Source organism: Marivita sp. (assembly GCF_022763305.1).
Classification (GTDB): domain Bacteria; phylum Pseudomonadota; class Alphaproteobacteria; order Rhodobacterales; family Rhodobacteraceae; genus Marivita.
Map to the genome: position 1 here is coordinate 17,775 of NZ_JALEGT010000079.1, position 24,933 is coordinate 42,707.

Here is a 24,933-nt window from a genome sequence, read left to right on the forward strand (position 1 = left end):
GGTGTTATGACCGCCAGATGGCGCATCAGCCTCACTCCGCCGCGATCTTGGTGTCCTTGCGGGCTTTCACGCCCGCCGAAAGCTCGGCCATCAGGGTGCTGGCCCGTGCAATCGGGTTGGTCAGGTAGAAATCCTGAAGGGCATTGCGGAAATCCGCATCGCCCAGCTTGCCCGCAGGCTCGGCCTGCCAGTCGTTCTCGGGCACCTGATCGATCATCGCCAGATGCGGCACGTCCTTGACCAGCGCCTGACGCAGCTGCGCAAGGCTGTCGAAGGGCAGCGTCGCGCCCAGTTCCGCCGACAGCGCCCGCAGGATCGCCCAGTTTTCCTTGGCCTCACCCGGAGCAAACCCGGCCCGCAGCGCCAGTTGCGGACGGCCTTCAGTGTTGACGAAGAGACCCTGCTCTTCCGTATAGGCAGCAGAAGGCAGGATGATGTCGGCACGGTGCGCACCACGATCCCCGTGGCTGCCCTGATAGATCACAAACGGCCCGGCCGCGATGTCCACCTCGTCAGCGCCAAGGTTATAGATCACCTCGGCCCCGTCGATGGCTGTCTCAAGCCCGCCTTCGGTAGTGCAGCCCACATCCATCGCGCCCACACGGCCAGCCGCGGTGTGCAGAACCATGAATTTCGACTGACCCGCCTCGGCGGTCGCCATCGCGGTGCCCAGCACAGCCGCGCCATCGGCCTCGCGCAACGCGCCCTGCCCGATGATCATCACACCCGGCACGCCATGTTTGTCGGAATGGTCCATCTCGGCCAGCTTGGCCAGCGCGTCGCGGCCCGTGCCAAGGTGGATGTAGTCATAGGTCAGATCGACCGGTTCCCCGATCAGCGCGACCTTCGCGCCAGCAGCCCAGGCCTTGCGGATGCGCGCGTTCAGCACCGGCGCTTCGTCGCGCGGGTTGGTGCCGATCAGCAGGATCATCTTGGCGCTGTCGATGTCTTCGATGGCGGCGGTACCGACGTAACCCGACCGGTTGCCCGCTGGCAGCTTTGCCCCATCGGTGCGGCATTCGACGTTGCCGCCCTGCCCCTCGATCAGGGCTTTCAGCGCATAAGCAGCCTCGGTTGGGGCCAGATCGCCAACAAGCCCAGCAACCTTCTTGCCTTTCATTGCCTCGGCGGCCTTGGTCAGCGCCTCGGGCCACGAGGCCGGGCGCAGCTTGCCGTTCTCGCGCACATAAGGCTTGTCCAGACGCTGACGACGCAGACCGTCCCAGACAAAGCGCGTCTTGTCGGAAATCCATTCTTCGTTCACGCCGTCATGGTTGCGCGGCAGGAAGCGCATCACTTCCCGGCCCTTTGTATCGACGCGGATGTTCGAGCCAAGCGCATCCATCACGTCGATGGATTCGGTCTTGGTCAGCTCCCACGGACGGGCGGTGAAGGCATAGGGCTTCGAGACCAACGCCCCCACCGGGCAGAGGTCGATGATATTGCCCTGCATGTTGGAATTGAGCGTTTCGCCCAGATAGCTGGTGATCTCGGCATCCTCGCCGCGACCGGTCTGACCCATCTGGGTGATGCCTGCGACCTCGGTCGTGAAACGCACGCAACGGGTGCAGGAAATGCAGCGGGTCATATGGGTTTCGACGAGCGGACCCAGGTCCAGATCCTCGACCGCGCGCTTGGGCTCGCGGAAGCGGCTGAAATCGACGCCGTAGGCCATGGCCTGATCCTGAAGGTCGCATTCGCCGCCCTGGTCGCAGATCGGGCAATCCAGCGGGTGGTTGATGAGCAGAAACTCCATCACCCCTTCGCGAGCCTTTTTCACCATCGGGCTGTTGGTCTTGACCACCGGCGGCTGACCTTCCGGCCCGGGGCGCAGATCGCGGACCTGCATCGCACAGCTTGCGGCGGGCTTGGGCGGGCCACCGACCACTTCGACAAGACACATCCGGCAGTTGCCTGCGATGGACAGACGCTCGTGGTAGCAGAAGCGCGGCACCTCGATCCCGGCCTGTTCGCAGGCCTGGATCAGGGTCATGGCCCCATCCACCTCGATCTCGTCCCCATCAATGATGATCTTGCGCAAGTCAGACATGCCCGAGCCCTTTGTTCCCATTTGGCTGGCGCAGTCGATGCCGTGGCAAACCGGCGATCGGCTGACGTCGCCCGCCTTCTAACGCGGGTTATCGGATTAGGCCAGATGTTCAGGCAAAAAGATCGGGTGAAATATCGACGCGGGGTGCATTTTTCTGCACCTGCACAAAATGCTGCGGAGCCTGCGCTGTCAGAGGCTTATCTGAGCAATTGACCGATCTCGGTCTGCGCCTGAATCTGCTCCTGTCCAAAGCGGCACAGCGCCGGAATATCGTCGGAACGCACACCGTTTTCCTGCAGGAACTGTTCGGCCTTGTCCTTCATCCGCGCCTTTTCGGATTTCGAGGTCACGTAAGCCTCGACCTCATCATCGGTATAGCCCTTGTCGCGGGCGATCGACTTGAGTCGGTTCAGCTCGGAATAGGCGCGGATCAGGCGGGCATTGATGCCATCACAGGATTTGCGGATCGCATCGGCAATGGCGACATGCATCAACGCATTGTCGATTTCCGCCACCTCGCGCAGCGGGGGCTTCGCCGAAGCCGCCCCTCCCACGGAAAGCGTCACGATCAGTATGGCCGTCAAAAGTCGCATCGGATCACCCGGTCTTGTCTGCTCATTATATGGGGTCGTGCGGGGCGGCTATTCAATATCAGACCGCAAATGATTGGAATTCCGGCGCTTTATGGCTCGATACAGCGCCCGGTCAGAACCACGCGATTGTCCTGTACCACAAGCTTGTCATCCGCCACGTCAGGGCCGTTGACCCAGGCAACATCCGAACTCCCGAGATAGGCGATGCAATGCTGCACCACCTGGTAGGCGGCCGCCTGCTTGGCCCCCTCGAGGCTGACCGACGCCGGTCCGCCCAAGGCCACGAATGCCGCCCGGTCGCCGCGCTCGGACCGAAGATCACCGGCAAAACGCGCACCTTCGAAGGTGACGGTGTCCAATTCGCTTTCACCGCAGGCGGCAAGCAGACACAGGACCGATGCACAGATCCAAGCTGGTTTCATGACGTCACCCTTCGAAAATTTCTGGCTGCACCATGCGCTTAGACAGGACGCGCGCGCAAGCCCCGAGACGGAAAAAGGCGCATCGCTGCGCCTTTTGAAACGGCCATATGATTGGCCTTGCAGCGCGGTTTCGATACCGCGAGGGAAAACCGTTTCGAAACGGCTTTTCCCTTACTCCGCCGCAACCGCGCTGATCCGACCGGTCTTCTGCGCCTTGATGCGGTCCTCGATCTCGTCGCGGAAGTTCTTGATCAGACCCTGGATCGGCCAGGCCGCCGCGTCGCCAAGCGCACAGATCGTATGGCCTTCGACCTGCTTGGTCACGTCGAACAGCATGTCGATTTCCTCGACCTCGGCCTCGCCCCGCACCAGACGGTCCATCACGCGCATCATCCAGCCAGTGCCTTCACGGCAGGGCGTGCACTGGCCGCAGCTTTCATGCTTGTAGAACTTCGACAGCCGCCAGATCGCCTTGATGATGTCGGTCGACTGATCCATCACGATCACCGCCGCCGTGCCAAGGCCAGAGCCCAGCTCACCGCGCAGGTAGTCGAAATCCATGATGGCGTCCTTCATCTTTTCGCCACGCACACAGGGCACGGAGGAGCCACCGGGGATCACCGCCTTCAGGTTGTCCCAACCACCGCGGATGCCGCCGCAATGCTTTTCGATCAGTTCTTCGAACGAGATCGACATCGCCTCTTCGACCACACACGGGTTGTTCACATGGCCCGAGATCGCAAACAGCTTGGTGCCCGCGTTGTTCTGACGGCCAAAGCTCGAAAACCATTGCCCGCCGCGCCGCAGGATCGTCGGCACCACGGCGATGGATTCCACGTTGTTCACCGTGGTCGGGCACCCGTAAAGGCCAGCCCCCGCCGGGAAGGGCGGTTTCATGCGCGGCATGCCCTTTTTGCCCTCGAGGCTTTCCAAAAGCGCTGTTTCCTCGCCGCAGATATAGGCCCCCGCGCCGTGATGCAGGTAGAGGTCGAAATCCCAGCCCGACCCGGCGGCGTTCTTGCCCAGAAGGCCCGCGTCATAGGCCTCGTCGATGGCGTTCTGCAGCGCCTCTTTCTCGCGGATATATTCGCCGCGGATGTAGATGTAGCACGCATGGGCCTGCATCGCGAAGGACGCGATCAGACATCCTTCGATCAGCGTGTGCGGATCGTGGCGCATGATCTCGCGGTCCTTGCAGGTGCCCGGCTCGGATTCGTCGGCGTTCACAACCAGATAGCTGGGCCGCCCGTCGCTTTCCTTGGGCATGAAGGACCATTTGAGACCGGTCGGAAAGCCCGCCCCGCCCCGACCGCGCAGGCCCGAGGCTTTCATCTCGTCGATGATCCAGTCACGCCCTTTTTCGATCAGCTTGGCCGTCCCATCCCAGTGGCCGCGCGCCTGCGCGCCCTTGAGGGTCCGGTCATGCATCCCGTAGATATTGGTAAAGATCCGGTCCTGATCGGTCAGCATCGTTCATTCCTTGTCCGCTTGGCGCGCACGCCAAATTTGAATTGATTTCCAAATTCCCACGCCAAACCCGGCAAGAACGACAAGATCGAAGAGAGCGCGAGTGCGTTGTGACCACTCATCCTCCTCACCGATTTTGATGATCAGGAACCAGAAGACCGCGACGCCTGCGATGAAAATAGAGGTTCTTTGCCCTCGCCGTTTCAGCTCTGCGTCGCGATCCATCTCAGGTTCCGATCTCCGTTAGTAAACGTCGCCCTTGTCCACTCGTTTTGAGAACTCGGTTTCCCCGCCGGAGGCGAGAATTTTTGCTTGTTCGACCCAGTTGTCGCGGGTCACACGGCCCTTGAACCCTTCGAGATTGGCATTGACCCACGCCACCTCATCCGCAGTCCAGTTCGCGATCTGGTCGAAATGGTAGAACCCCATGGAGTGCAGAAGCTGTTCCAGCTTCGGCCCGACACCCTTGATTTCCTTGAGATTGTCCGGCCCACCTTCACGGGCGGCTGTCAGGGTTGCGGGTTTGGTGCCTTCCTCGCTGCCTTCCTGCTTGCCGTCACCGTCGTAATCCGGGGTCGCAGGCTTGCTGTCGGCACCATATTTCCACTCGCCCTTGCGCGACGCGAGGTCTTCCTGACCGGCAAGGCGGGTGGTCGGTTTGACCTTGGCGCCGGCCTCGGCGTCGGCCTTGGCGGTCGCTGTTTGCACGTCGGGGCGCGCCTCCGAGGCGGCAGCCGGTGCCGGTTGCGCGGCAGCAGACGTGCTTGCCGGAGCGGCGGAAGCCACGGGTGCGGCCTTGGCCGGGCTCGTTCTTTCATCGGCGGTGGGTGCGGGCGGCACCGAAACCGGCGGCGCATTCGGAGATGTCGCCTTGGGCGGCGACGCCTTGGGCGCCGGTGCCGAGGTCACGCGCGCACCGGATGCGTCGATATTGCCGGGTCCCCGTGCGGGGGGAAGCTCGCGGCAGAAGATCCAGCTGAAGGCCAGCCCCAGAACGAGGAATGCAACACCTGCCATGAACAGGGCCCCGATCAGACCCCAGCCTCCGATGACGAGCAGCAAGATGAAGACAAGAAGCCCCACCCCCGCGGCCAGGGCCCATGACCCCAGCTGGCAACCAATGCCGGATTTCTGTTGTTGCATTCGTACTCTCCCTGTCCGTGTTCAGATGTTACTTGTCGTAAACATCACCTTTCTTGACACGTGCAGAAAACTCTGTCTCGCCGCCTGAGGCAAGTGTCTTGGCCTGTTGGACCCAATTATCGCGCGATACACGGCCTTTGAACCCCTCGAGGTTCTGATCGACCCAAGACACTTCCTCGGCAGTCCAGCTTGCAATCTGGTCGAAATGGTAAAAGCCCAGACGGTTGCAAAGTTCGGCCAGTTTCGGGCCGATCCCCTTGATCCGCTTGAGATCGTCGCCCTTGCCGTCTTTCGGAGCATCGAGAGTGGCAGGTTTCAGACCGGGTGCCGCTTCGGCACCAGAGGCCGCCGAACCGCCAAGAGTATCGGGTGCATCCACTGGCGGCTTGGCTTTCGCTTCGACCTCAGGCGCTTCGCCCGGCGCCTCCGAGCGCTTGTCCGACGCGTCGCCCACATCACGCGGCGCAGGCGCTTCGCCTTTCGCGCGACCACCCTGTGCCCCATCCGGTCCAGCCGGTGGCATCATGGCGTCCTTGCCCGGCTTGGGCGGCTGGGCGGTGTTCGCCGCCTTGCCCTGCCACGGCGCGACAAGAGGCACCTCGGTGCCATCAATGCGCTTCACCGTATCGCCGATATCAGTCGCCAGTTGCACCGACGCGTTGTACTGATGCCGTCCGCTTTCGTGGTCGGTCAGGCTCGTCAGGCCGGATTTCGGCTCGGCGGCATAGCGCCCGTTCTGCGGGCCGGGCACCGGCACCTTGCCTGCGACCAGCTCGTCGATGATCTCGCCAAAGCGGGCGGCGGTCAGATCTTCGTAGTAATCCTTGCCGATCTGGGCCATCGGCGCGTTGGCACAGGCCCCAAGGCATTCCACCTCTTCCCAGCTCAGCTTGCCATCCGCCGACAGCATATGCGCCTTGGGTGCAATCTTTTCCTTGCAGACCGCAATCAGATCCTCTGCCCCGCAGATCATGCAGGACGTGGTGCCACACACCTGAATATGCGCAACGGATCCAACGGGTTGCAGCTGGAACATGAAGTAGAACGACGCCACTTCAAGCGCCCGCATATAGGCCATGCCCAGCATGTCCGCGACCGCCTCGATCGCCGGACGGGTCAACCAGCCTTCCTGTTCCTGCGCGCGCCACAAGAGCGGAATGATCGCGCTGGCCTGACGGCCTTCGGGATACTTGGTGATCTGCGCGTCTGCCCAGGCTTGATTAGCGGGGGTGAAGGCAAAGCTTGCGGGTTGTTCGGAATGAAGGCGTCGTAGCATGTCGGGTCCTATTGCGTCATCACGCAGACAACGGGAATGTTCGGTATGGTGCGGCTGCTGGCCTCACCAGCCAGTTCTGCCAGGAGCGCCGTCTGGCGCGTGGCCTGATCCTCGGGCGTGTCGAAAAGAAAGCACAGATAGATGTCAGAGCCATCGGTCATGCCGTAAAGCGTATTGCCACTGCCGCCCGTCCCGAACGGCTCAAAACCGCGCGCGGCCAGGTCGGAGGAGAATGCATACTCCGATTGGCCGGGCTCATACGCCAGAACAGAACACCCGGCGGATGCCAGTGCAGCTATGACGGGCGCGCGCATCATTGCGGTGCGCAGGCTCCGGTGATCAGGCGGACGCCACCATTCTCGAGTTTCACGGCCTCTTCCGAGGCCACGCGGAACGCAGCGGTCTGGATCACCTGCTCACGAGTCAGTCCGGTCTGAAGTTCGACCGGAAGATAATCGCTCTCACCCACGAGGTCGCACCCGATGGACGCGACAGCTTCGTCAAAGGCCGCGAGGTCAACAGGCGTCACGCCCTCCGGCGGCATTGCACAGGCGGCCAGCAGGCCAAGGCCCGTCAGGGGGGCGAAAACACGCACGCTCATCGGTCGATCTCTCCAAACACCACATCCATCGTCCCGATGATCGCCGCAACGTCCGCCAACTGGTGTCCGCTGGCGACATGGTCCATCGCCTGCAGGTGCAGATAGCCTGGCGCGCGCAGCTTGGCGCGGTAGGGTTTGTTGCTGCCATCGGCCACGAGATAGACGCCGAACTCACCCTTCGGCGCTTCGACGGCGGCGTAGACCTCACCTTCGGGGACGCGGAAACCTTCGGTATAGAGCTTGAAGTGATGAATCAGCGCTTCCATCGAGGTCTTCATCTCGGACCGTTTCGGCGGTGTGACCTTGCCACGGGCAAGGATGTCGCCCTGCCCTTCCGGCGCGCGCAGCTTTTCGATGGCCTGCTTGATGATCCGCAGCGACTGGCGCATCTCTTCCATGCGGACAAGGTAGCGGTCATAGCAGTCGCCGTTCTTGCCGACGGGGATCTGGAAGTCGAACTCGTCGTAGCACTCATAAGGCTGCGCCCGGCGCAAATCCCAGGCAAGGCCGGAACCGCGCACCATCACACCCGAGAACCCCCAGTCGAGGATTTCCTCTTCGGTCACAACGCCGATGTCCGCGTTGCGCTGCTTGAAGATGCGGTTCTCGGTGAGCAGCCCGTCAATATCCGCCAGCACGCGCGGGAAATCATCGGCCCAGGCGTCGATGTCGTCGATCAGATCGGCCGGCAGGTCCTGATGCACACCACCGGGGCGGAAATACGCTGCGTGCAGACGCGCCCCGCAGGCCCGCTCGTAGAAAACCATCAGCTTTTCGCGCTCTTCAAAGCCCCAGAGCGGCGGCGTCAGCGCGCCCACATCCATCGCCTGCGTCGTGACGTTCAGAAGATGGTTCAGAATACGCCCGATCTCGGAATAGAGCACCCGGATCAGAGAGGCCCGACGCGGGACTTCCACGCCGGTCAGCTTTTCGATCGCCAGACACCATGCATGTTCCTGGTTCATCGGCGCCACGTAGTCGAGGCGATCGAAATACGGCAGGTTCTGCAGGTAGGTGCGGCTTTCCATCAGCTTCTCGGTCCCACGGTGCAGCAGGCCGATATGCGGATCGCAGCGCTCCACGATCTCGCCGTCCAGTTCCAGCACCAGACGCAAAACGCCGTGTGCCGCAGGGTGTTGCGGGCCGAAGTTGATGTTGAAGTTGCGGATTTTCTGTTCGCCAGAAACCGCGTCGATGCTGCCATCGTCGAATTTGGACCCGTCCATCATGACCGTCCTCCGTCACCGTTGTCCTTGAACGCCATGATCCAGAGAAAGACCAAGGCGACCAGAGGGAAAATTGTCAAAAGCGCTGCCCAGCTGGGCAGCCCGTAGCGAGGCAGCAGTTTCCAGAAGGGCACGACGATCAACACGCCGATCACCACAAACCAGAGAAGACCGCCACCGCCGCCCATCATGCTTTGGCGTCCTGCTTTTCATCCCCCGGCAGCACATATTGCGCGCCTTCCCAGGGGGACATGAAATCGAACTGCCGGTATTCCTGAACCAGGCTCACGGGCTCATAGACCACGCGCTTCTTCTCTTCGTCGTAGCGCACCTCGGTATAGCCCGTGGTCGGGAAATCCTTGCGCAGCGGATAGCCCCGGAAGCCGTAATCGGTGAGGATACGGCGCAGGTCCGGATGCCCCGAGAAGAGGATGCCGAACATGTCGAACACCTCGCGCTCGAACCAGTTGGCACTGGGGTGTACGCTGGTGATCGACGGCACCATCTCGTCTTCGCGGATGCTCACCCGCAGGCGGATACGGTGGTTCTGATACATCGACAGGAAATGGTAGACCACATCGAACCGCTTGGGGCGATCCGGGTAATCCACTGCCGTGATGTCCACCAAGGACGAGAATTTGCACGTGTTGTCGGTTTTCAGAAATTCGACGAACCCCGCGATGTTCGACGGCGCGACATCGACATTCAATTCGCCATGGGTCACATCCCACGCGATCACGCAATCCGCGCGCTTCAGCTCGATATGCTGGCCAAGTTCATTAAGGGCGTCACTCATCGTACAATCGTCCCTGTCCGGCGGATCTTCCGTTGCAGCGCCATGATGCCATAAAGCAGCGCTTCGGCTGTCGGCGGGCAGCCCGGCACGTAAACATCGACCGGCACGATCCGGTCACAGCCCCGCACGACGGAATAGCTGTAGTGATAGTACCCGCCCCCATTGGCGCAGGACCCCATCGAGATCACGTAGCGCGGCTCGGGCATCTGGTCGTAAACCTTGCGCAGCGCCGGCGCCATCTTGTTGGTCAGCGTGCCCGCCACGATCATCAGGTCCGACTGGCGCGGCGACGCGCGCGGTGCTGTGCCGAACCGCTCAAGGTCGTAGCGCGGCATCGAGGTGTGCATCATCTCGACCGCACAGCAGGCCAGACCGAACGTCATCCAGTGCAGCGATCCGGTGCGCGCCCAGTTGATGATGTCCTCGGTCGAGGTCAGCAGGAACCCCTTGTCCGCAAGCTCTGCATTCAGCGCCTGCGTTGCATGTTCCTTGTCCGCGCCCGCAGTATTGGCTCCGGTCATCACTCCCATTCGAGCGCTCCCTTCTTCCATTCATAGGCAAAGCCGATGGTCAGCACGCCAAGGAAGACCATCATCGACCAGAATCCCGTCATGCTGATGTCCTGGAACGCGACGGCCCAGGGGAACAGGAATGCAATCTCGAGGTCGAAGATGATGAACAGGATCGACACAAGATAGAAGCGCACATCGAACTTCATCCGGGCATCATCGAACGCGTTGAACCCGCACTCATAGGCCGACACCTTTTCGGGGTCCGGGTTGCGCACCGCGACGATCACGGCCGCCAGGATCAGGACAAGGCCCAATCCGATGGCAATGGCCAAAAATACGAGGATTGGCAGGTATTCCCGCAGCATGTCTTCCAAGACGAGGCTCCTTTTCCCATCGCGCACCAAGACGCGCCGTCAAGTGGCGAGGTTGACTTGAGGCTGATCTACTCCCGTCTCTGCCGGGGGTCAACCGCACGGAGCCATCTTCGCGGCAACGATTATCTTCGAGAAAACAGGCGGATCATCGCGATTTTCGCCTGTTTTTAGGCAGATGCGGCAATCCGTCGGATCGCCCGCCGGTCATGCGCCGCGCGGTTGCGTCGCGGCATCTGCACATCATCAGTGCAGGGACATCACGCGATGCGGCGCAAATCTATTTTCGATATGACTCGTGGCAGGCTTTGCAGGCCGCGCCGATGTGCCCAAGACCCTCACGCAGATCGGCTTTCGTCTCAAGACCGGCCGACATCGCACGGGCAGCCTTTTCCAGCGCACGCGACTTTTCCGTGAAGTCGTCAAACCTATCCCAGATCGCCGGCAAGGCTTCCGACGTCGCATCGGTTTCCTCGGCCTTGAACAATGCAGGCGTTTCGGCCGCAAGCCGGGCAATTTCCGACGCTGCCGCACGTGCTGTCGCTGCGTCGAACGCCCGTTCGCCCTTCGCCATGGCGCCCAACACTTTCGTGTTGTCCTGCGTGGCCTTCATCGCCTCCATACGTTTCAGAACCTCCGGGTTCTTGACCCCTGAATGTGCTGCGGCCCAGGTCGCAAGAGACAGCGAGGCGACCACGACGGGTAAGATGATGCGGGTCATCCGCACTCCTTTCGATGAGTGAATTGGATCAGCCCGGATCACGCTGCTGCTTTGTAGCGGGTAAACACCTCTGTTGTGCCATCGCGGCGGATGAGGTGCACGTCATAGGCTTCTCGCTGGTGCTCAGGCCCCATACCCGGCGATCCATAGGGCATTCCGGGAACCGCCAAGCCGATGGCATCCGGACGCTCCGCCAGAAGCTTGCGAATATCCGCCGCCGGAACATGGCCTTCGATCACGTAGCCGTCCATATCTGCCGTGTGGCAGGATGCCATGCTGGCGGGAATCCCCCGCCTGACCTTTTCCTCGACCAGTGCCGCGCTGGTGCGGGCTTCGGTGGTGATCCGGAACCCATCCTGTTCCAGAATCGCGATCCAGGCCGAGCAGCATCCGCAGTTGGGGTCCTTGAACACATGCATACGCGGCGCAGTCTGCGCGATCGCACCTTTCGGCAAGGTGAATGCCGCCGCTGCGCCGGCCAAAAACGCTCTGCGAGAGTAAGTCGTCATATCGTGCTCTTCCCATGAAGTCATTGATTTTGAGGCTGATTGGGGCTTCCAGTAGGGGCAAGGTCAACAGGACGGTGCGCAGAAAATGGGCGGTTCGCGCATGAATTCACGTCACATCTGCGCGATCTGCGCCCCGCGTCAGGCCGTCATCACCACCAGAGCCATCGCCGACAGGACCAGCATGACCGGCCCCCAGACCGCGCGTTCCGGTTTGGACGGCGTGATCCAGTTCAGAACCGTGCTGACAACCGTCACGGCCAGCGCAACCCATCCCGTCCAGCGCGGCCAGCCCAGACCCGGGAAGCCCGCCGCCGACAGGATCGCCAATCCCTGAAACAGAAGCACCGGGATCGACACCGCCGCGATGATCCGGCCCGACAGCGGCAGCGCCCCCTCGTGCTGACCACCCTGCGTGTAGCGCCCCAGAGGCGCGCCAAGGATCAGGGCCACCTGAAAGAACGCAATTGCCAGCATGGCGGTCGCATAAAGATGTGCGATCTGGACCGTCACTGCCAGCTCGGGGCGCGCTTGTCGAAAAACGCCCCCACCCCTTCGCGCGCCTCGTCCGACTGCCAGCGCCGCGCCAGCGCGTCGATGGCCATGTCGACCTGCTGCGGCGTGACCCGCCCGGCCAGATCGCGCATCAGCGCCTTGGCCTCGGCCACCGCTCCGGGCGCACAGGACAGGTAGGGCAGAACCTCGGAGTCGATGGCCTCATCAAGACCGTACGGATCAACCGTACGGCTCAGCAGGTTCAACCGTACGGCTTCATCCGCGTCGAACACCCGCGCCGACATGAAGACCTCGGACGCCCGCGTCGCCCCCATCCGCGCCAGCACGTAGGGCCCGATATTGGCAGGGATCAGCCCCAGCCGCGTTTCCGTGAACCCCAGCTTGGCGCCCGCAACCCCGATTGCCACGTCGCAGACCGACACAAGGCCCACGCCGCCGCCCAACGCATTTCCCTGCACACGACCGATAAGCGGTTGAGGCAATTCATAAAGTGCCCCCAGCACCGTCGCGATCCGGCGGCTTTCCACCCGGCGCGTATCGGCATCCATATCGAACTGCGCCCGCATCCAAGCCAGATCCCCCCCGGCACAAAACGTCTTGCCTTCTGCCGCCAGCACGACAACCCGCACCGCCGCGTTCGCCGCCAGATCCCGCGCCGCCTGCTCCAACTCCGTCATCATCTCTGCCGACAGCGCATTGTGCTTCTCTTCCCGCGCCAGCGTCAGCGTCGCCACCCCCCGCGCGTCGATCTCCACCCGGATCAAGCTCATCCCCGCATCCTCCGCGCCATATCGGCAGCCTCGGCCACCACGTCCATGTCGAGCCCGTGCGCATACCCTAGCGCCGCAACGCGCGCCGCCACCGCTTCGGTCGCAACGTTCCCCGCAGCGCCCGGCGCATAGGGACAGCCGCCCAGACCACCGACCGCCGCATCGAAGACCCGAAGACCAAGCTCCAGTGAGGCTTCGATATTGTCACAGGCCAGACCGCCCGTGTCGTGGTAATGCCCTGCCAAACGCGCCGCCGGCATCTCGTCCAGCACAGCATTCAGCATCGAAACGATCCCTTCAGGCGTCGCCCGTCCGATCGTGTCCCCCAAGGACACCTCGTAACACCCCATGTCCCGCAGCGCCGCCACCACGCGCGCCACCGCCGCCGGGGCCACTGGCCCGTCGTAAGGGCACTCTACAACGCAGGACACATAGCCCCGCACCGGAACACCCCGCGCCTGTGCGGCTTCGGCCACGGGGGCAAACCGCTCCAGACTTTCGGCGATGGTCGCATTGATATTGGCCCTGGAAAACCCTTCCGAGGCCGACCCGAAGATCGCCACCTCATCAGCCCCCGCCGCCATCGCATCCTCGAACCCGCGCATGTTCGGCGTCAGCGCCGCATAGGACACACCCGGCACACGCGTGATCCCGACCAGCACCTCTGCAGAGCCGGCCATCTGCGGCACCCATTTCGGACTGACGAAACTGGCACATTCGATCCGTCGGAACCCGGCACGGCTCAGGCAATCGACCAGCGCGACCTTCTCCCCAACCGGGATTGGCCGCGCCTCGTTCTGCAGCCCATCACGCGGGCCAACCTCGAAAATCTCGACCTTCTCAGTCAAGGCCCCCACCTCCTGCGTTTTCTTTTCCAGGATACGCGCGCACGGGCATCAGCCGGTCACCTCCCAAGCCGGGTAGAAGTCCTTCTGGAACAACCGAGCGCCATCAGGGTCCGGCAACGACTTGAGAAACTCCGGCCGCTCGGTGATGCGCGCGTACCAGTCCGCCACCGCAGGATGTCTGTCGAGCTTTGCAAAGTACCGTGCCATGTAGACGGCCTGCCCGACCGACACATCCGCCGCCGAAAACCCGCTGGTCAACAGGTAGTCGCGGTTCTCGACCGGTGTGGACAGCCGCGCCTCAAGCGCATCGTAACATTTGCCCAGCCGCGCCGCCTCGAGCTTCATCACAACCGGCGAGCGCATCGTGTCGTCGTAGAGCATAATGTGCTGCTGCGTCAGCGCCGCCGCATGCTGGCTGATGGTCTCTGCAAAATGCACCCAGACAAGCCAGGCCATCCGGTCCGGATCATTCGGCCCGCGCCCCATATTGGCCTCCGGGAACCGCTCGCACAGGTATTCGGTGATGGCCCCCGTCTCGAACATGCGCTCACCGTCAATCTCCAGCGCGGGCACACGCCCCGCCGGCGACAGCGTCAGGTATTCCGGATCGCGCAACGACTTGTCGAAGGCGTGCAGAACCACCTCGAAATCGACCTCCAGTTCATACAGCAACCAGAGCGTCCGCATCGAACGGGTCTGTGGGCAATGATGCAATCGGATCATGTCGCCTCCTCTTCCAGCCGGATCAGAACCGCGCCTGCCTCGACCTGTGACCCGGCCTCGGCCATCACCTCGGCCACGACGCCATCGCGAGCGGCGAGCAGACTGTGTTCCATCTTCATCGCCTCAAGGATCGCCAGCCGGTCGCCCCGGCTGACATGATCCCCAACCGACACGAAGACCTGCCGCACCAGCCCCGGCATCGGTGCCTCCACCAGATCGCCCGAGGCCCCTGCACCGGCCTCGACATCCAACGGATCGACCCGAAGGACCACCAGCGTTGGCGCGCCGAACACCGTGGCGACGCCCGCCTCGACAAAAACGGGCCGCGCGGGCTGACCGTCAAAGCGCCAGCCATTCGCTCCGTGGCGGGCCTGCACCAAGGTGCCGTTCACTTTCACGTCGATCTCGCCCGGTCCGCGGGTGACGACCTTGCAGGTCACGGCCTCATCATTGACCGACAGCGTGACATCCTGAGCCAGTGGCGTCCAGAGCGCAAACCCGTCAAGCGCTCCCGGTGACCGGTCAAGCCCCAGAAGCGCCAGACCCGCCTGCACGATCGCCGCCAAGTCCGGCGCGGGCATCGCCACCAGCGCGTCAAGATCCCGCCCGATGAGCCCGGTATCCACCGCGCCGCGCGAAAACCCCTCGTGCCGTGCCAGTGCGCCAAGAAAGGCAAGGTTCGTCACGGTGCCGGCCACCTGCGTGTCCGCAAGCGCCCGCCGCAGCTTGCGCAGAGCGATCTCGCGCGTTGATCCATGCACGATCACCTTGGCGATCATCGGGTCATAATGCGGGCTGATCACGTCGCCCGTCCGTACCCCGGTATCCGCGCGGGCACCCTCCGGAAAGGACAGATGCGCCAGCCGCCCCGTGGCCGGCAGGAACCCTGCAGGCACATCCTCGGCATAGAGGCGCGCTTCGAAACTGTGCCCGGTGATCGAAAGATCCGCCTGCGCAACCGGCAACGGTTCCCCCGCCGCCACCCGCAACTGCCACTCCACCAGATCGACCCCGGTGATGGCTTCGGTCACCGGGTGTTCCACCTGCAGCCGCGTGTTCATCTCCATGAACCAGAACCCGTCAGGGCGCAGCCCGTCCGAGCCATCCACGATGAACTCGACCGTCCCTGCCCCCTTGTAGCCGATGGCCTCTGCCGCCCGCACCGCTGCCTGCCCCATCGCCTCGCGCATCTCGGGTGTCATGCCCGGCGCAGGCGCTTCCTCGATCACCTTCTGGTGCCGCCGCTGAAGCGAGCAATCCCGCTCGAAGAGATGCACCGCCTTGGTTCCATCTCCGAACACCTGCACCTCGATATGGCGCGGGCTGGTGATGTATTTCTCGATCAGCACATGCGGATTGCCGAACGCCGTCCTCGCCTCAGACTGCGCCGAGGCCAGCGCATCGGCAAATCCCATAGGCGCCTCCACCAGCCGCATCCCTTTGCCGCCACCGCCAGCCACGGCCTTGATCAGCACCGGATAGCCGATCTTCTCAGATTCCGCCGCCAGCAATTCCGGCGACTGGTCGTCACCCTGATAGCCCGGCACCACGGGCACACCTGCCTCCGCCATCAGCGCCTTGGCCGCATCTTTGAGCCCCATCGCGCGGATCGCCTTGGCCGATGGCCCTATGAACACCAGCCCCGCCGCCTCAACGGCGTCGACGAAATCCGGATTCTCGGACAGAAACCCGTACCCCGGATGGATCGCCTGCGCGCCCGTCGCCTGTGCCGCTGCGATGATCGCATCGCCACGCAAGTAGCTTTCTGCAGGCGACGCGCCGCCCAGCGACACCGCGACATCCGCCATCTCCACATGGCGCGCCTGCGCGTCCACATCGGAATGCACCGCAACGGTGCGCACGCCCAGACGGCGGCAGGTGTCGATCACCCGGCAGGCAATCTCGCCCCGGTTGGCTATCAGGATCGTGTCAAACATCGCGCACCACCGCTTCTTTTCATCTTGCCCGTAAACTCCGGGGGTTTGGGGGCTGGCCCCCAATGTGACCTGAGGTTTGGGGGGCTGGCCCCCCAACTACATGCGGAACACGCCAAACCGCGTATCCTCGATGGGCGCGTTCAACGCCGCCTCCAGCGACAGCGACAGCACGGCGCGGGTCTTGCGGGGGTCCACGATCCCGTCATCCCAGAGCCGCGCCGAGGCATAGAGCGGGTGCGACTGCTCTTCGAACATCTCGATGGTCGGGCGCTTGAAGTCCGCTTCTTCCTCGGCCGACCATGTCCCGCCTCCGCGTTCGATGGCGTCGCGTTTCACCGTCGCCAGCACCCCCGCCGCCTGTTCTCCACCCATCACACTGATACGCGAGTTCGGCCAGGTCCAGAGGAACCGTGGCTGATAGGCCCGGCCCGACATGCCATAATTGCCTGCCCCGAAAGAGCCGCCGACCAGCATCGTGATCTTCGGCACCGAGGTACAGGCCACTGCCGTCACCATCTTCGCCCCATGCCGCGCAATGCCCTCGTTCTCGTATTTCCGTCCCACCATGAAGCCGGTGATGTTCTGCAGGAACACCAGCGGGATCTTGCGCTGCGAACAAAGCTCGACGAAATGCGCGCCTTTCTGTGCGGCCTCGGAAAAGAGCACACCGTTGTTGGCGATGATGCCGACCGGCCAGCCATCGACATGGGCAAAGCCGGTCACCAATGTCTCACCAAAGCGCGGTTTGAACTCGTCGAAATAGGACCCGTCCACCACCCGCGCGATCACCTCGCGGATGTCATACGGCGTGCGCAGGTCACCCGGCACGACGCCGAAAATCTCGTCCGGATCGTATGCCGGGTCTTCCGCCGCCTGCCGTAGGCCGGGCTTCAGCCCAGCACTCCCGAGCGATCCCACCGCCCGCCTTGCCAGCGCCAACGCATGCCCATCATCCTCGGCCAGATAATCCGCCACACCGGACAGCCGCGTGTGCACGTCACCGCCGCCCAGATCCTCGGCGGTGACAACCTCACCCGTCGCCGCCTTGACCAGAGGCGGACCGGCAAGGAAGATCGTCCCCTGCTCTTTGACGATGATCGTCACATCCGACATCGCGGGCACATACGCGCCGCCTGCCGTACAGGACCCCATCACGACAGCGATCTGCGCAATCCCCTTGGCGCTCATCCGCGCCTGATTGTAGAAGATGCGCCCGAAATGGTCGCGGTCGGGGAAGACCTCATCCTGATTTGGCAGGTTCGCCCCACCGCTATCGACCAGATAGATACAGGGAAGATGGTTCTCTTCCGCAATCTCTTGCGCGCGGAGGTGTTTCTTGACCGTCATCGGGTAATAGGTGCCGCCCTTCACGGTGGCGTCGTTGCAGACCACCATGACCTGGCGGCCCATCACCCGGCCCACACCGGCGATCACCCCGGCACAAGGTGCTGCCCCTCCGTAAAGGCCATGCGCTGCCGTGCCGCCCACCTCCAGAAAGGGCGAGCCGGGATCAAGCAGGTTTGCCACCCGGTCCCGAGGCAGCATCTTGCCGCGCGAGACATGCCGTTGCCGCGCCTTTTCCCCGCCACCCGCAGCCGCCAGCTCCGCCGCCTCGCGCACAACGCGCAGCGCCTCTTCATGCGCCGCGATGTTCGCCTTGAACTGTTCCGACGACGCAATCGCCTGTGACCGAAGTTTCATCCTATTGCCCCCGCATGTCGCGCAGCTCGATGGTGCGCTGCGCCGTCATCGTCAGGTGGCAATTCGCGCCGACGATGGTGCGGATCGTCCCGTCCTGCCACATCGCGTAGCGCGCCGCGCAATCGGCGTCACGAAAGGCGATCCAGGCCCGTTGCGCGTCACGCAGCGCGTCCGAGCGGTCCATCACCTGCGACAACCCCTGTTCGTCGGCGGTTTCATTCGCCATCTGGGTCCACTTGTATTCCTCGTTCAGGATGACATCCCATTCGGCGGTTTCCGCCTGAATGCAGGACGCGATCCCGATGGTGGTCGACCCGCCGGGTTGCTCCTGACACAGCCCCGACGCTTGCCCCAGACAGGAGGGATAAAGCGCACCGATCTCGGTATTCTCGAAACAGTCGCGCACGATCTGCGGATCGACCGAAAGCTCCTGCGCCGTACCCGCCTGCGGCAGGGACAGCAGGACGGAAAGGATCAGTGCGTGTCTCATGTCTGGCTCTCCTGTGCGGCCCGCGCCTTCAGCTCTTTTCGGATCACCTTGCCCGTTACGGTCATCGGCAATTCGTCAAGAAATGTGATTTCTCTGGGATATGAATAGCTTGCGAGGCGTTCTTTCACCCAGACCTGCAGCTCTTCGCCCGAGACCTCGGCACCGTCTTTAAGCACGACATAGGCCTTGACGATCTCGGTCCGCAGCGCGTCGGGTTTGCCCACCACACCACAGGTCGCCACTGCAGGATGGGTCAGAAGGCAATCCTCGATCTCCGCTGGACCGATGCGATACCCTGCAGAGGTGATCACGTCATCCTCGCGCCCCAGAAAGGTGATCGTGTCGCCGTCCTTGATGCCGCGATCCCCCGTGACCATCCAGTCGCCGCGGAACTTCTCGGCCGTGGCCTTGGGCTTGCGCCAGTATTCCAGCATCATCGACGCCGATCCGCGCCGGACGGCGATGTCGCCCTCTCCCTCGCAGGGCAAACCATCCGGCCCGATCACCGCCACCTGATGGCCCGGCACGGCGCGTCCCATGGAGCCCGGCACCGCATCAAAGGACGCGCCGCAGGAGGACACGATCATGTTGCATTCGGTCTGGCCGTAGAATTCGTTGATCGTCACGCCAAATGCCTCGCGGCCCCAAGACAGCATCTCGGCCCCAAGCGGCTCACCCCCGCTGGCGACCGAGCGCAGGCCCGCGATCCTTGCATCCGCTGCCTTGAGCATCCGCAGGGCAGTCGGCGGGAAAAACGCATTGCGGACAGAGCCTTCCGCGCAAATCCTCAGGCATTCATCGACCGAAAACTTCGGCATCCGCGCAGCCACCACAGGCACCCCAAGGGCCAGCCCCGGCATCAGCACGTCGAAGAGGCCCCCGATCCACGCCCAGTCGGCGGGCGTCCAGATCACGTCGCCCTCCTGCCCAAGGAAATCATGACTCATCTCGACCCCCGGCAGATGGCCGGTCAGCATGCGATGCCCGTGCAGCGCCCCCTTGGGCGATCCCGTGGTGCCGCTGGTGTAGATCAGCACCGCCGCATCCTCGGGGCCGGTGTCGACAATCGCGCGGGTGCCGGATGAAGCCCCCAGATCGCTGCGGGTCACGGTGGCCACCCCAAGACCTGTCAGTTGCACCACCCCTTCAAGGTCGGTCACGACAACACCCAAACCCGCATCCTCGATCCGCGACTTCAGCGCATCGGTGCGGAAGAGCTTGAACAGCGGCACGGAAATCGCGCCCAACCGCCATGCCGCGATATGCGCGGCGGCACAAAGCGGCGATTGTGACAGCAGCACGCCGACCCGGTCGCCCTTCATCACCCCGCGTTCGATCAGCGCGACCTCGACCTGCCGCGAGCGATACCACAGATCGCCATAGCTGATCCGACGCACGCGCTCCGGCGTGACTTCGAGGATCGCCACGCGGTCGGGATCGGTCGCCGCCCAGCCGTCGCAGACCTGATGCGCCATGTTCAACGACGCGGGCAGGTCCCAGTCGAATCCCTTGCGTAAGTCTTCGTATGGAGCAGGCTTGAGCATCAGATTTCAGGCACTTGTCGACTTGGTGGTGTAGCACCCCATTGATACGGTCCGCCAGAATAGCGAAGCTGCCCTAGCCGATCGACGTAGTATTCGTAGTGAAGAGAAGCATCATACGGACTCGGCCCACAGCTGATCACAAGCCAAGTTCCCTTCTCTTCCCCAGGATACGCAACGCAATCCGAAAGTGAAGCTCCGACTCTACTGCCATCGCGGGCGCGGTCCTCCAGATACCGCTGAGCATAGGCGTCGATCACATCCGACTCCGTTATAGATGCGGCGATAATTCCCCACCTGATCCCCAACCATGCTGTCCAGAGCACTAAGGCGCTTAAAGGAATAAACCAAATCCAGCGCATAACCGCCCTAGCCCATCGCCGCCATCATCTCGCGCCCGACCAGCATGCGCCGGATCTCGGACGTGCCCGCCCCGATCTCCATCAGCTTCGCGTCGCGGAAGATGCGGCTCACTGGTGCGTCGGACAGGAAGCCCGCGCCCCCCATCGCCTGCACCGCCTGATGCGCCTGCACCATGGCCTGTTCGCTGGCATAAAGACAGCAGGCAGCGGCATCCTGCCGGGTCACATCCCCCCGGTCGCAGGCCTTGGCCACTTCGTAGACATAGGCGCGGGCCGAATTCATCGCCGTGTACATATCCGCCATCTTGCCCTGCATCAGTTGGAAACTGCCAATGGGCTGGCCGAACTGCTTGCGCTCGGCCATGTAGGGCATGATCTCGTCCAGACAGGCGGCCATGATGCCAAGGCCGATACCTGCAAGCACCACACGCTCGTAATCAAGGCCTGACATCAGAACGCGCACGCCCTTGCCTTCCTCGCCCAGCACGTTCTCGAAGGGCACCTCGACATCCTCGAACACCAGTTCCGCCGTGTTGGACCCGCGCATGCCCAGCTTGTCGAAATGCGGTGAGGTGCTGAACCCCTTCATCGTCTTCTCGATGAGGAAGGCCGTGATCCCTTTGGAGCCGGCATCGGGATCGGTCTTGGCATAGACCACCAGCGTGTCCGCATCCGGCCCGTTGGTGATCCAGTACTTGCTGCCGTTCAGGCGGTAGTGATCGTTGCGCTTTTCCGCGCGTAGCTGCATCGACACCACGTCCGACCCGGCACCGGGTTCAGACATCGCCAATGCGCCGACATGCTCACCGGACACCAGCTTGGGCAGATATTTTACCTTTTGGTCAGGATTTCCGTTCAGCTTGATCTGGTTCACGCAAAGATTGGAATGCGCGCCATAAGACAGCGACACCGAGGCTGACGCGCGGGCCACCTCCTCCACGGCGACGGTATGCGCAAGATACCCCATCCCCGCACCGCCGTATTCTTCGTCCACGGTGATGCCCAGAAGGCCAAGCTCACCCATCTCGGTCCACAGCTCGGCCGGAAAGGCGTTGGAGCGGTCGATCTCGGCCGCCATCGGCTTGACCCGCTCCTGTGCCCAGCGATGCACCATCTCGCGCAGGGAATTGACGTCTTCCCCAAGATCGAACTGCATGGTCGCGTTGAACATTCGCCTCTCCCCAAGCGGATTTATTGAACACTTGTTCAAATCCTACGGGAAACTCGCGCTCCAGGTCAAGCGCAAGGAACCGTCAGTTGGATCGGACGTTGGGTGCCCGAACCGCAGAGACAGCGAAAGGACATCCCAATGACCACGCCACTCACCGACACATTCTGGAACAATATGAGCAAAATCCACGTCGTATTGCTCGATGCGGCCGATGGCACACCGGTGCCCATGTCACCGCTGCCCCGGCAAGAGGACGGCGCGATCTGGTTCATCACCTCGGCCGATCACGACAGCTTCAAGGCCGCAACCAAGGGCGAGAACGCAGAAATCTATGTCTGCGATTCGGGCGGCCATATGTATGGCACCATCAAAGGTCGACTCTCTGCCGCGCCAGATGACGAGAAACTGGATGAACTCTGGTCGCCGATGGCGGCAGCGTGGTTCGCGGACGGGCGCGAGGATGACTCGGTCCGGCTGATGAAATACACTCCACGCGAAGCCGAGATCTGGGCCACCGACGGCACCGCCAAATATCTTTATGAAACCATCAAGGCGAACGTGACCGATGCACAACCCGATACCGGCACCTATGGCATCATTCATTTTTGAGGATACCCCATGACACGTTTCGCCATCGCCTGCCTGTTGGCCCTGTGCGCACTGACACCCGCCAAGGCCGAACAAGTGGGCGAAGTCGGGGTCGACTGGGTTGGCAATGACATCATCATCGAAGCCATTGCGGACCCGGATGTGGCAGGTGTGACCTGCCACATCGCCTATTTCGAACGCGGTTTGTTCGACCGCCTGAGCAAGGGCAACTGGTTCGAGGACCCGTCGAACGCTTCGATCTCGTGCCGGCAGACCGGTCCGATCACCATCGGCGACATCGACCGCGATGCGGATGGCGAAGACGTGTTCCGCGCCTCGCGGTCGATCATCCTGAAATCGCTGCGCGTGAAGCGGATCTTCGATGAAAAGAACCAGACCCTGATCTACATCGCCCACGCGGCCGAACTGACCGATGGATCGGCAAAGGTGTCGATGTCGACGGTGCCGCTCTACGGATCGGATTAAGCAAGCAACCGCAGCGCCACGTCCGGCAATTCATCGAAATGCTGGATGATCGCGTCCGGCTCCAGAGCGAGCATGTCTTCACCCGACGGACCGAAACCGACAAGGACACAAGGCACCTTCGCGGCCCGCGCCGTGTCACGGTCCGTCACGGTATCCCCGATCAGGCAGCTTTGCGCCACCACGCCGCCCGCCTGTTCGACTGCGGCAACATAGGGCGCAGCGTCGGGCTTGCGCGTCGGCAGCGTGTCCGCTCCGATCAGCGATGCGAACGCATCTCGCACTCCAAGCCGCGTCATCAGGGTCTGCGCCAGCGCTTCGGGTTTGTTGGTGCAGATGCCCACCCGAACTCCGTTTGATTTCAACGCCTCGACCGCCTCCATCGCGCCCGGATAGAGCACCGTATGTGTGTCGATCGCATCGCCATACGCCGACAGGAGCACGGGATAATAGCGGTCGATCAGTTCGGCAGACATCTGCCCTTCGCGTTCCAGCCCCAGCGTCAGCATCGCCCGCCCCCCACGCAACGCGGTTCCGGCATCTCCTTTGGGATCGAGCCGCGTGGCAAAGCCCATCAGATCAAAACAATGGTTGGCCGCCGCGATAAGGTCGCCGCTGGTGTCCGCCAGAGTGCCATCAAGATCGAAAATCACCGTCCGCACTGGGTCTCTCCTGTCACAAGTCGCAACCATGTGTGAAATCTGCTGCCTTGCGGCGTTCAACCAGACCGATAAAAGGGCTTCAGGCAAAAGACAAAGAGAAACCTGATGAGCACAGCCTTGATCATTCTTGCTGCAGGCAAGGGCACGCGGATGGAGTCGGACCTGCCCAAGGTTCTGCACAAGATCGGTGGCGCGCCGTTGCTGCACCATGCGATGCTGTCTGCCTCGGCGCTGGAGCCGGACCGCACCGTGATCGTGACCGGCCATGGGGCCGAGACGGTTGAAGCTGCCGCGCAGGCCTTTGATCCGGATGCAATTGCCGTCCGACAGCACGAGCAGCTGGGGACCGCCCACGCGGTCGCCCAGGCACGCGAGGTGCTCGACGGATTCCGTGGCGATGTCATCGTGCTCTACGGCGATACGCCGTTCATCACCACCGAAACGCTCGAACAGATGATCGCGGCACGGGCGGCCCATGACGTTGTCGTGCTGGGCTTCGAAGCCGCCGATCCGGGGCGCTATGGCCGCCTGATCATGGACGGCTCAAAGCTCGCACGGATCGTGGAATTCAAGGATGCGACGGAAGAAGAACGCGCCGTAACGCTCTGTAATTCCGGCGTGATCTGCGCCGATACAGGAACGCTTTTCGAGCTGATCGAGGCTGTCGGCAACGACAATGCGTCCGGCGAGTACTACTTGCCCGACATCGTCGGTATCGCCAATGCCCGCGGTCTTTCGGCGACCGCCGTGACATGCGACGAGGCGGAAACCCTTGGCATCAATTCCCGCGCCGAATTGGCCGCCGCGGAGGCGCTGTTCCAGCAGGCGCGACGCCGGGCACTGATCGAGGACGGGGTCATGATGCAGGCCCCCGACACGGTGTTCCTGTCCTTCGACACGATCATCGGCCGCGACGCCGAGATCGAACCCAACGTCGTGTTCGCCCCCGGCGTGACCGTCGAGTCCGGCGCGCGCATCCGGGCTTTCAGCCATCTCGAAGGCGCGCATGTCAGCCGCGGGGCCATCGTCGGCCCCTTCGCCCGCCTGCGCCCCGGTGCCGAACTGGCCGAAGATGTGCACATTGGCAATTTCGTCGAGATCAAGAATGCCAGCATCGACGAGGGCGCCAAGGTCAATCACCTGACCTATATCGGCGATGCCGACGTGGGCGCGCGGACCAATATCGGAGCGGGAACCATCACCTGCAATTATGACGGCGTGATGAAGCACCGCACCACCATCGGACGCGACACGTTCATCGGGTCGAACACGATGCTCGTGGCCCCGGTGACCGTGGGCAAAGAGGCGATGACCGCCACCGCAACCGTTGTGACCAAGGACGTGCCCGACGGCGCGATGGCCATCGCTCGGACGGAACAGACCAACAAACAGGGATTCGCGCGCAAGCTTTTCAGCATGCTGCGCGCCAAGAAAGCCAAACAGGCAAAGGGTTAGGG

At 62.8% G+C, this 24,933-nt stretch carries 29 protein-coding genes; 3 read left to right on the forward strand and 26 right to left on the reverse strand.

From position 1 onward, the window contains the following. Positions 1-31: 31 nt before the first annotated feature. The 25 genes from nuoG to MRY75_RS14935 form a co-directional block, all read right to left on the reverse strand. Positions 32-2,050, reverse strand: a complete 2,019-nt coding sequence (gene nuoG / locus MRY75_RS14815) for an NADH-quinone oxidoreductase subunit NuoG (RefSeq protein ID WP_292308775.1) — start codon at positions 2,048-2,050, stop codon at positions 32-34. Between the two features lie 197 nt (positions 2,051-2,247). Next, positions 2,248-2,643: a DUF5333 domain-containing protein gene (locus MRY75_RS14820; RefSeq protein ID WP_292308776.1), complete on the reverse strand. Its 396-nt coding sequence runs from the start codon at positions 2,641-2,643 to the stop codon at positions 2,248-2,250. 89 nt (positions 2,644-2,732) lie between these two features. Further along, entirely contained in the window at positions 2,733-3,065 is a 333-nt protein-coding gene (locus MRY75_RS14825; protein ID WP_292308777.1) for a hypothetical protein, read from the reverse strand. Between the two features lie 171 nt (positions 3,066-3,236). Next, positions 3,237-4,535, reverse strand: coding sequence for an NADH-quinone oxidoreductase subunit NuoF (nuoF, locus tag MRY75_RS14830; RefSeq protein WP_292308778.1), 1,299 nt, complete (start codon positions 4,533-4,535; stop codon positions 3,237-3,239). A 3-nt stretch (positions 4,536-4,538) separates the two neighbouring features. Then, positions 4,539-4,757, reverse strand: coding sequence for a DUF5337 domain-containing protein (locus tag MRY75_RS14835; RefSeq protein ID WP_292308779.1), 219 nt, complete (start codon positions 4,755-4,757; stop codon positions 4,539-4,541). 18 nt (positions 4,758-4,775) lie between these two features. Then, a complete protein-coding gene (locus MRY75_RS14840; RefSeq protein WP_292308780.1) occupies positions 4,776-5,675 on the reverse strand; it encodes an endonuclease in 900 nt (299 codons plus the stop codon). 28 nt (positions 5,676-5,703) lie between these two features. After that, a complete protein-coding gene (locus MRY75_RS14845) occupies positions 5,704-6,951 on the reverse strand; it encodes an NADH-quinone oxidoreductase subunit E (RefSeq protein WP_292308781.1) in 1,248 nt (415 codons plus the stop codon). A gap of 8 nt (positions 6,952-6,959) precedes the next feature. Then, a complete protein-coding gene (locus MRY75_RS14850; RefSeq protein ID WP_292308782.1) occupies positions 6,960-7,268 on the reverse strand; it encodes a hypothetical protein in 309 nt (102 codons plus the stop codon). After that, positions 7,265-7,552, reverse strand: coding sequence for a hypothetical protein (locus MRY75_RS14855; protein ID WP_292308783.1), 288 nt, complete (start codon positions 7,550-7,552; stop codon positions 7,265-7,267). Before MRY75_RS14855 ends, MRY75_RS14850 begins: the two co-directional genes overlap by 4 nt. Next, the gene (locus MRY75_RS14860; protein WP_292308928.1) at positions 7,549-8,778 is read right to left on the reverse strand and encodes an NADH-quinone oxidoreductase subunit D; all 1,230 of its coding nucleotides are present in this window, start codon (positions 8,776-8,778) and stop codon (positions 7,549-7,551) included. Before MRY75_RS14860 ends, MRY75_RS14855 begins: the two co-directional genes overlap by 4 nt. Further along, a complete protein-coding gene (locus tag MRY75_RS14865; protein ID WP_292308784.1) occupies positions 8,778-8,969 on the reverse strand; it encodes a hypothetical protein in 192 nt (63 codons plus the stop codon). Before MRY75_RS14865 ends, MRY75_RS14860 begins: the two co-directional genes overlap by 1 nt. Beyond that, positions 8,966-9,574 carry an NADH-quinone oxidoreductase subunit C gene (locus MRY75_RS14870; protein ID WP_292308785.1) on the reverse strand — a complete coding sequence of 203 codons (609 nt, stop codon included), beginning with the start codon at positions 9,572-9,574 and terminating at the stop codon, positions 8,966-8,968. Before MRY75_RS14870 ends, MRY75_RS14865 begins: the two co-directional genes overlap by 4 nt. Beyond that, on the reverse strand, positions 9,571-10,095 hold the full coding sequence (locus tag MRY75_RS14875) for an NADH-quinone oxidoreductase subunit B family protein (protein ID WP_292308929.1): 525 nt from the start codon (positions 10,093-10,095) through the stop codon (positions 9,571-9,573). The genes MRY75_RS14870 and MRY75_RS14875 overlap by 4 nt, the downstream gene beginning before the upstream one ends. Beyond that, complete coding sequence (locus MRY75_RS14880) at positions 10,095-10,460, reverse strand: NADH-quinone oxidoreductase subunit A (RefSeq protein ID WP_292308786.1); 366 nt, start codon at positions 10,458-10,460, stop codon at positions 10,095-10,097. The genes MRY75_RS14875 and MRY75_RS14880 overlap by 1 nt, the downstream gene beginning before the upstream one ends. A 277-nt stretch (positions 10,461-10,737) precedes the next feature. Further along, positions 10,738-11,178 carry a cytochrome c gene (locus MRY75_RS14885; protein WP_292308787.1) on the reverse strand — a complete coding sequence of 147 codons (441 nt, stop codon included), beginning with the start codon at positions 11,176-11,178 and terminating at the stop codon, positions 10,738-10,740. A gap of 38 nt (positions 11,179-11,216) precedes the next feature. Continuing rightward, positions 11,217-11,687, reverse strand: coding sequence for a DUF411 domain-containing protein (locus MRY75_RS14890; RefSeq protein WP_292308788.1), 471 nt, complete (start codon positions 11,685-11,687; stop codon positions 11,217-11,219). Between the two features lie 138 nt (positions 11,688-11,825). Then, positions 11,826-12,197: a hypothetical protein gene (locus tag MRY75_RS14895; protein ID WP_292308789.1), complete on the reverse strand. Its 372-nt coding sequence runs from the start codon at positions 12,195-12,197 to the stop codon at positions 11,826-11,828. Then, a complete protein-coding gene (locus MRY75_RS14900) occupies positions 12,194-12,970 on the reverse strand; it encodes a crotonase/enoyl-CoA hydratase family protein (RefSeq protein WP_292308790.1) in 777 nt (258 codons plus the stop codon). Before MRY75_RS14900 ends, MRY75_RS14895 begins: the two co-directional genes overlap by 4 nt. After that, positions 12,967-13,818, reverse strand: a complete 852-nt coding sequence (locus MRY75_RS14905; protein ID WP_292308791.1) for a hydroxymethylglutaryl-CoA lyase — start codon at positions 13,816-13,818, stop codon at positions 12,967-12,969. The genes MRY75_RS14900 and MRY75_RS14905 overlap by 4 nt, the downstream gene beginning before the upstream one ends. 48 nt (positions 13,819-13,866) lie before the next feature. After that, entirely contained in the window at positions 13,867-14,541 is a 675-nt protein-coding gene (locus tag MRY75_RS14910) for a glutathione S-transferase family protein (RefSeq protein ID WP_292308792.1), read from the reverse strand. Further along, complete coding sequence (locus MRY75_RS14915) at positions 14,538-16,478, reverse strand: biotin carboxylase N-terminal domain-containing protein (protein WP_292308793.1); 1,941 nt, start codon at positions 16,476-16,478, stop codon at positions 14,538-14,540. Before MRY75_RS14915 ends, MRY75_RS14910 begins: the two co-directional genes overlap by 4 nt. A gap of 96 nt (positions 16,479-16,574) precedes the next feature. Beyond that, positions 16,575-18,179 (reverse strand): carboxyl transferase domain-containing protein, encoded by a 1,605-nt coding sequence (locus MRY75_RS14920; RefSeq protein ID WP_292308794.1) that lies wholly within the window; start codon positions 18,177-18,179, stop codon positions 16,575-16,577. 1 nt (position 18,180) lies between these two features. Further along, positions 18,181-18,669 (reverse strand): lysozyme inhibitor LprI family protein, encoded by a 489-nt coding sequence (locus MRY75_RS14925; protein ID WP_292308795.1) that lies wholly within the window; start codon positions 18,667-18,669, stop codon positions 18,181-18,183. Beyond that, on the reverse strand, positions 18,666-20,213 hold the full coding sequence (locus MRY75_RS14930; protein WP_292308796.1) for an AMP-binding protein: 1,548 nt from the start codon (positions 20,211-20,213) through the stop codon (positions 18,666-18,668). Before MRY75_RS14930 ends, MRY75_RS14925 begins: the two co-directional genes overlap by 4 nt. A gap of 366 nt (positions 20,214-20,579) precedes the next feature. Beyond that, positions 20,580-21,743, reverse strand: a complete 1,164-nt coding sequence (locus MRY75_RS14935; RefSeq protein WP_292308797.1) for an isovaleryl-CoA dehydrogenase — start codon at positions 21,741-21,743, stop codon at positions 20,580-20,582. A 138-nt stretch (positions 21,744-21,881) separates the two neighbouring features. Between MRY75_RS14935 and MRY75_RS14940 the strand changes: the two genes are divergently transcribed. Together MRY75_RS14940 and MRY75_RS14945 are read left to right on the forward strand one after the other, a co-directional pair. Continuing rightward, complete coding sequence (locus tag MRY75_RS14940; protein ID WP_292308798.1) at positions 21,882-22,352, forward strand: pyridoxamine 5'-phosphate oxidase family protein; 471 nt, start codon at positions 21,882-21,884, stop codon at positions 22,350-22,352. A 9-nt stretch (positions 22,353-22,361) separates the two neighbouring features. Continuing rightward, positions 22,362-22,817 (forward strand): CreA family protein, encoded by a 456-nt coding sequence (locus MRY75_RS14945; RefSeq protein WP_292308799.1) that lies wholly within the window; start codon positions 22,362-22,364, stop codon positions 22,815-22,817. Here the strand turns inward: MRY75_RS14945 and MRY75_RS14950 are convergent. Beyond that, a complete protein-coding gene (locus MRY75_RS14950) occupies positions 22,814-23,476 on the reverse strand; it encodes an HAD-IA family hydrolase (RefSeq protein WP_292308800.1) in 663 nt (220 codons plus the stop codon). The genes MRY75_RS14945 and MRY75_RS14950 overlap by 4 nt on opposite strands. A 105-nt stretch (positions 23,477-23,581) precedes the next feature. Between MRY75_RS14950 and glmU the strand changes: the two genes are divergently transcribed. Continuing rightward, complete coding sequence (glmU, locus tag MRY75_RS14955) at positions 23,582-24,931, forward strand: bifunctional UDP-N-acetylglucosamine diphosphorylase/glucosamine-1-phosphate N-acetyltransferase GlmU (RefSeq protein ID WP_292308801.1); 1,350 nt, start codon at positions 23,582-23,584, stop codon at positions 24,929-24,931. Positions 24,932-24,933: the final 2 nt, after the last annotated feature.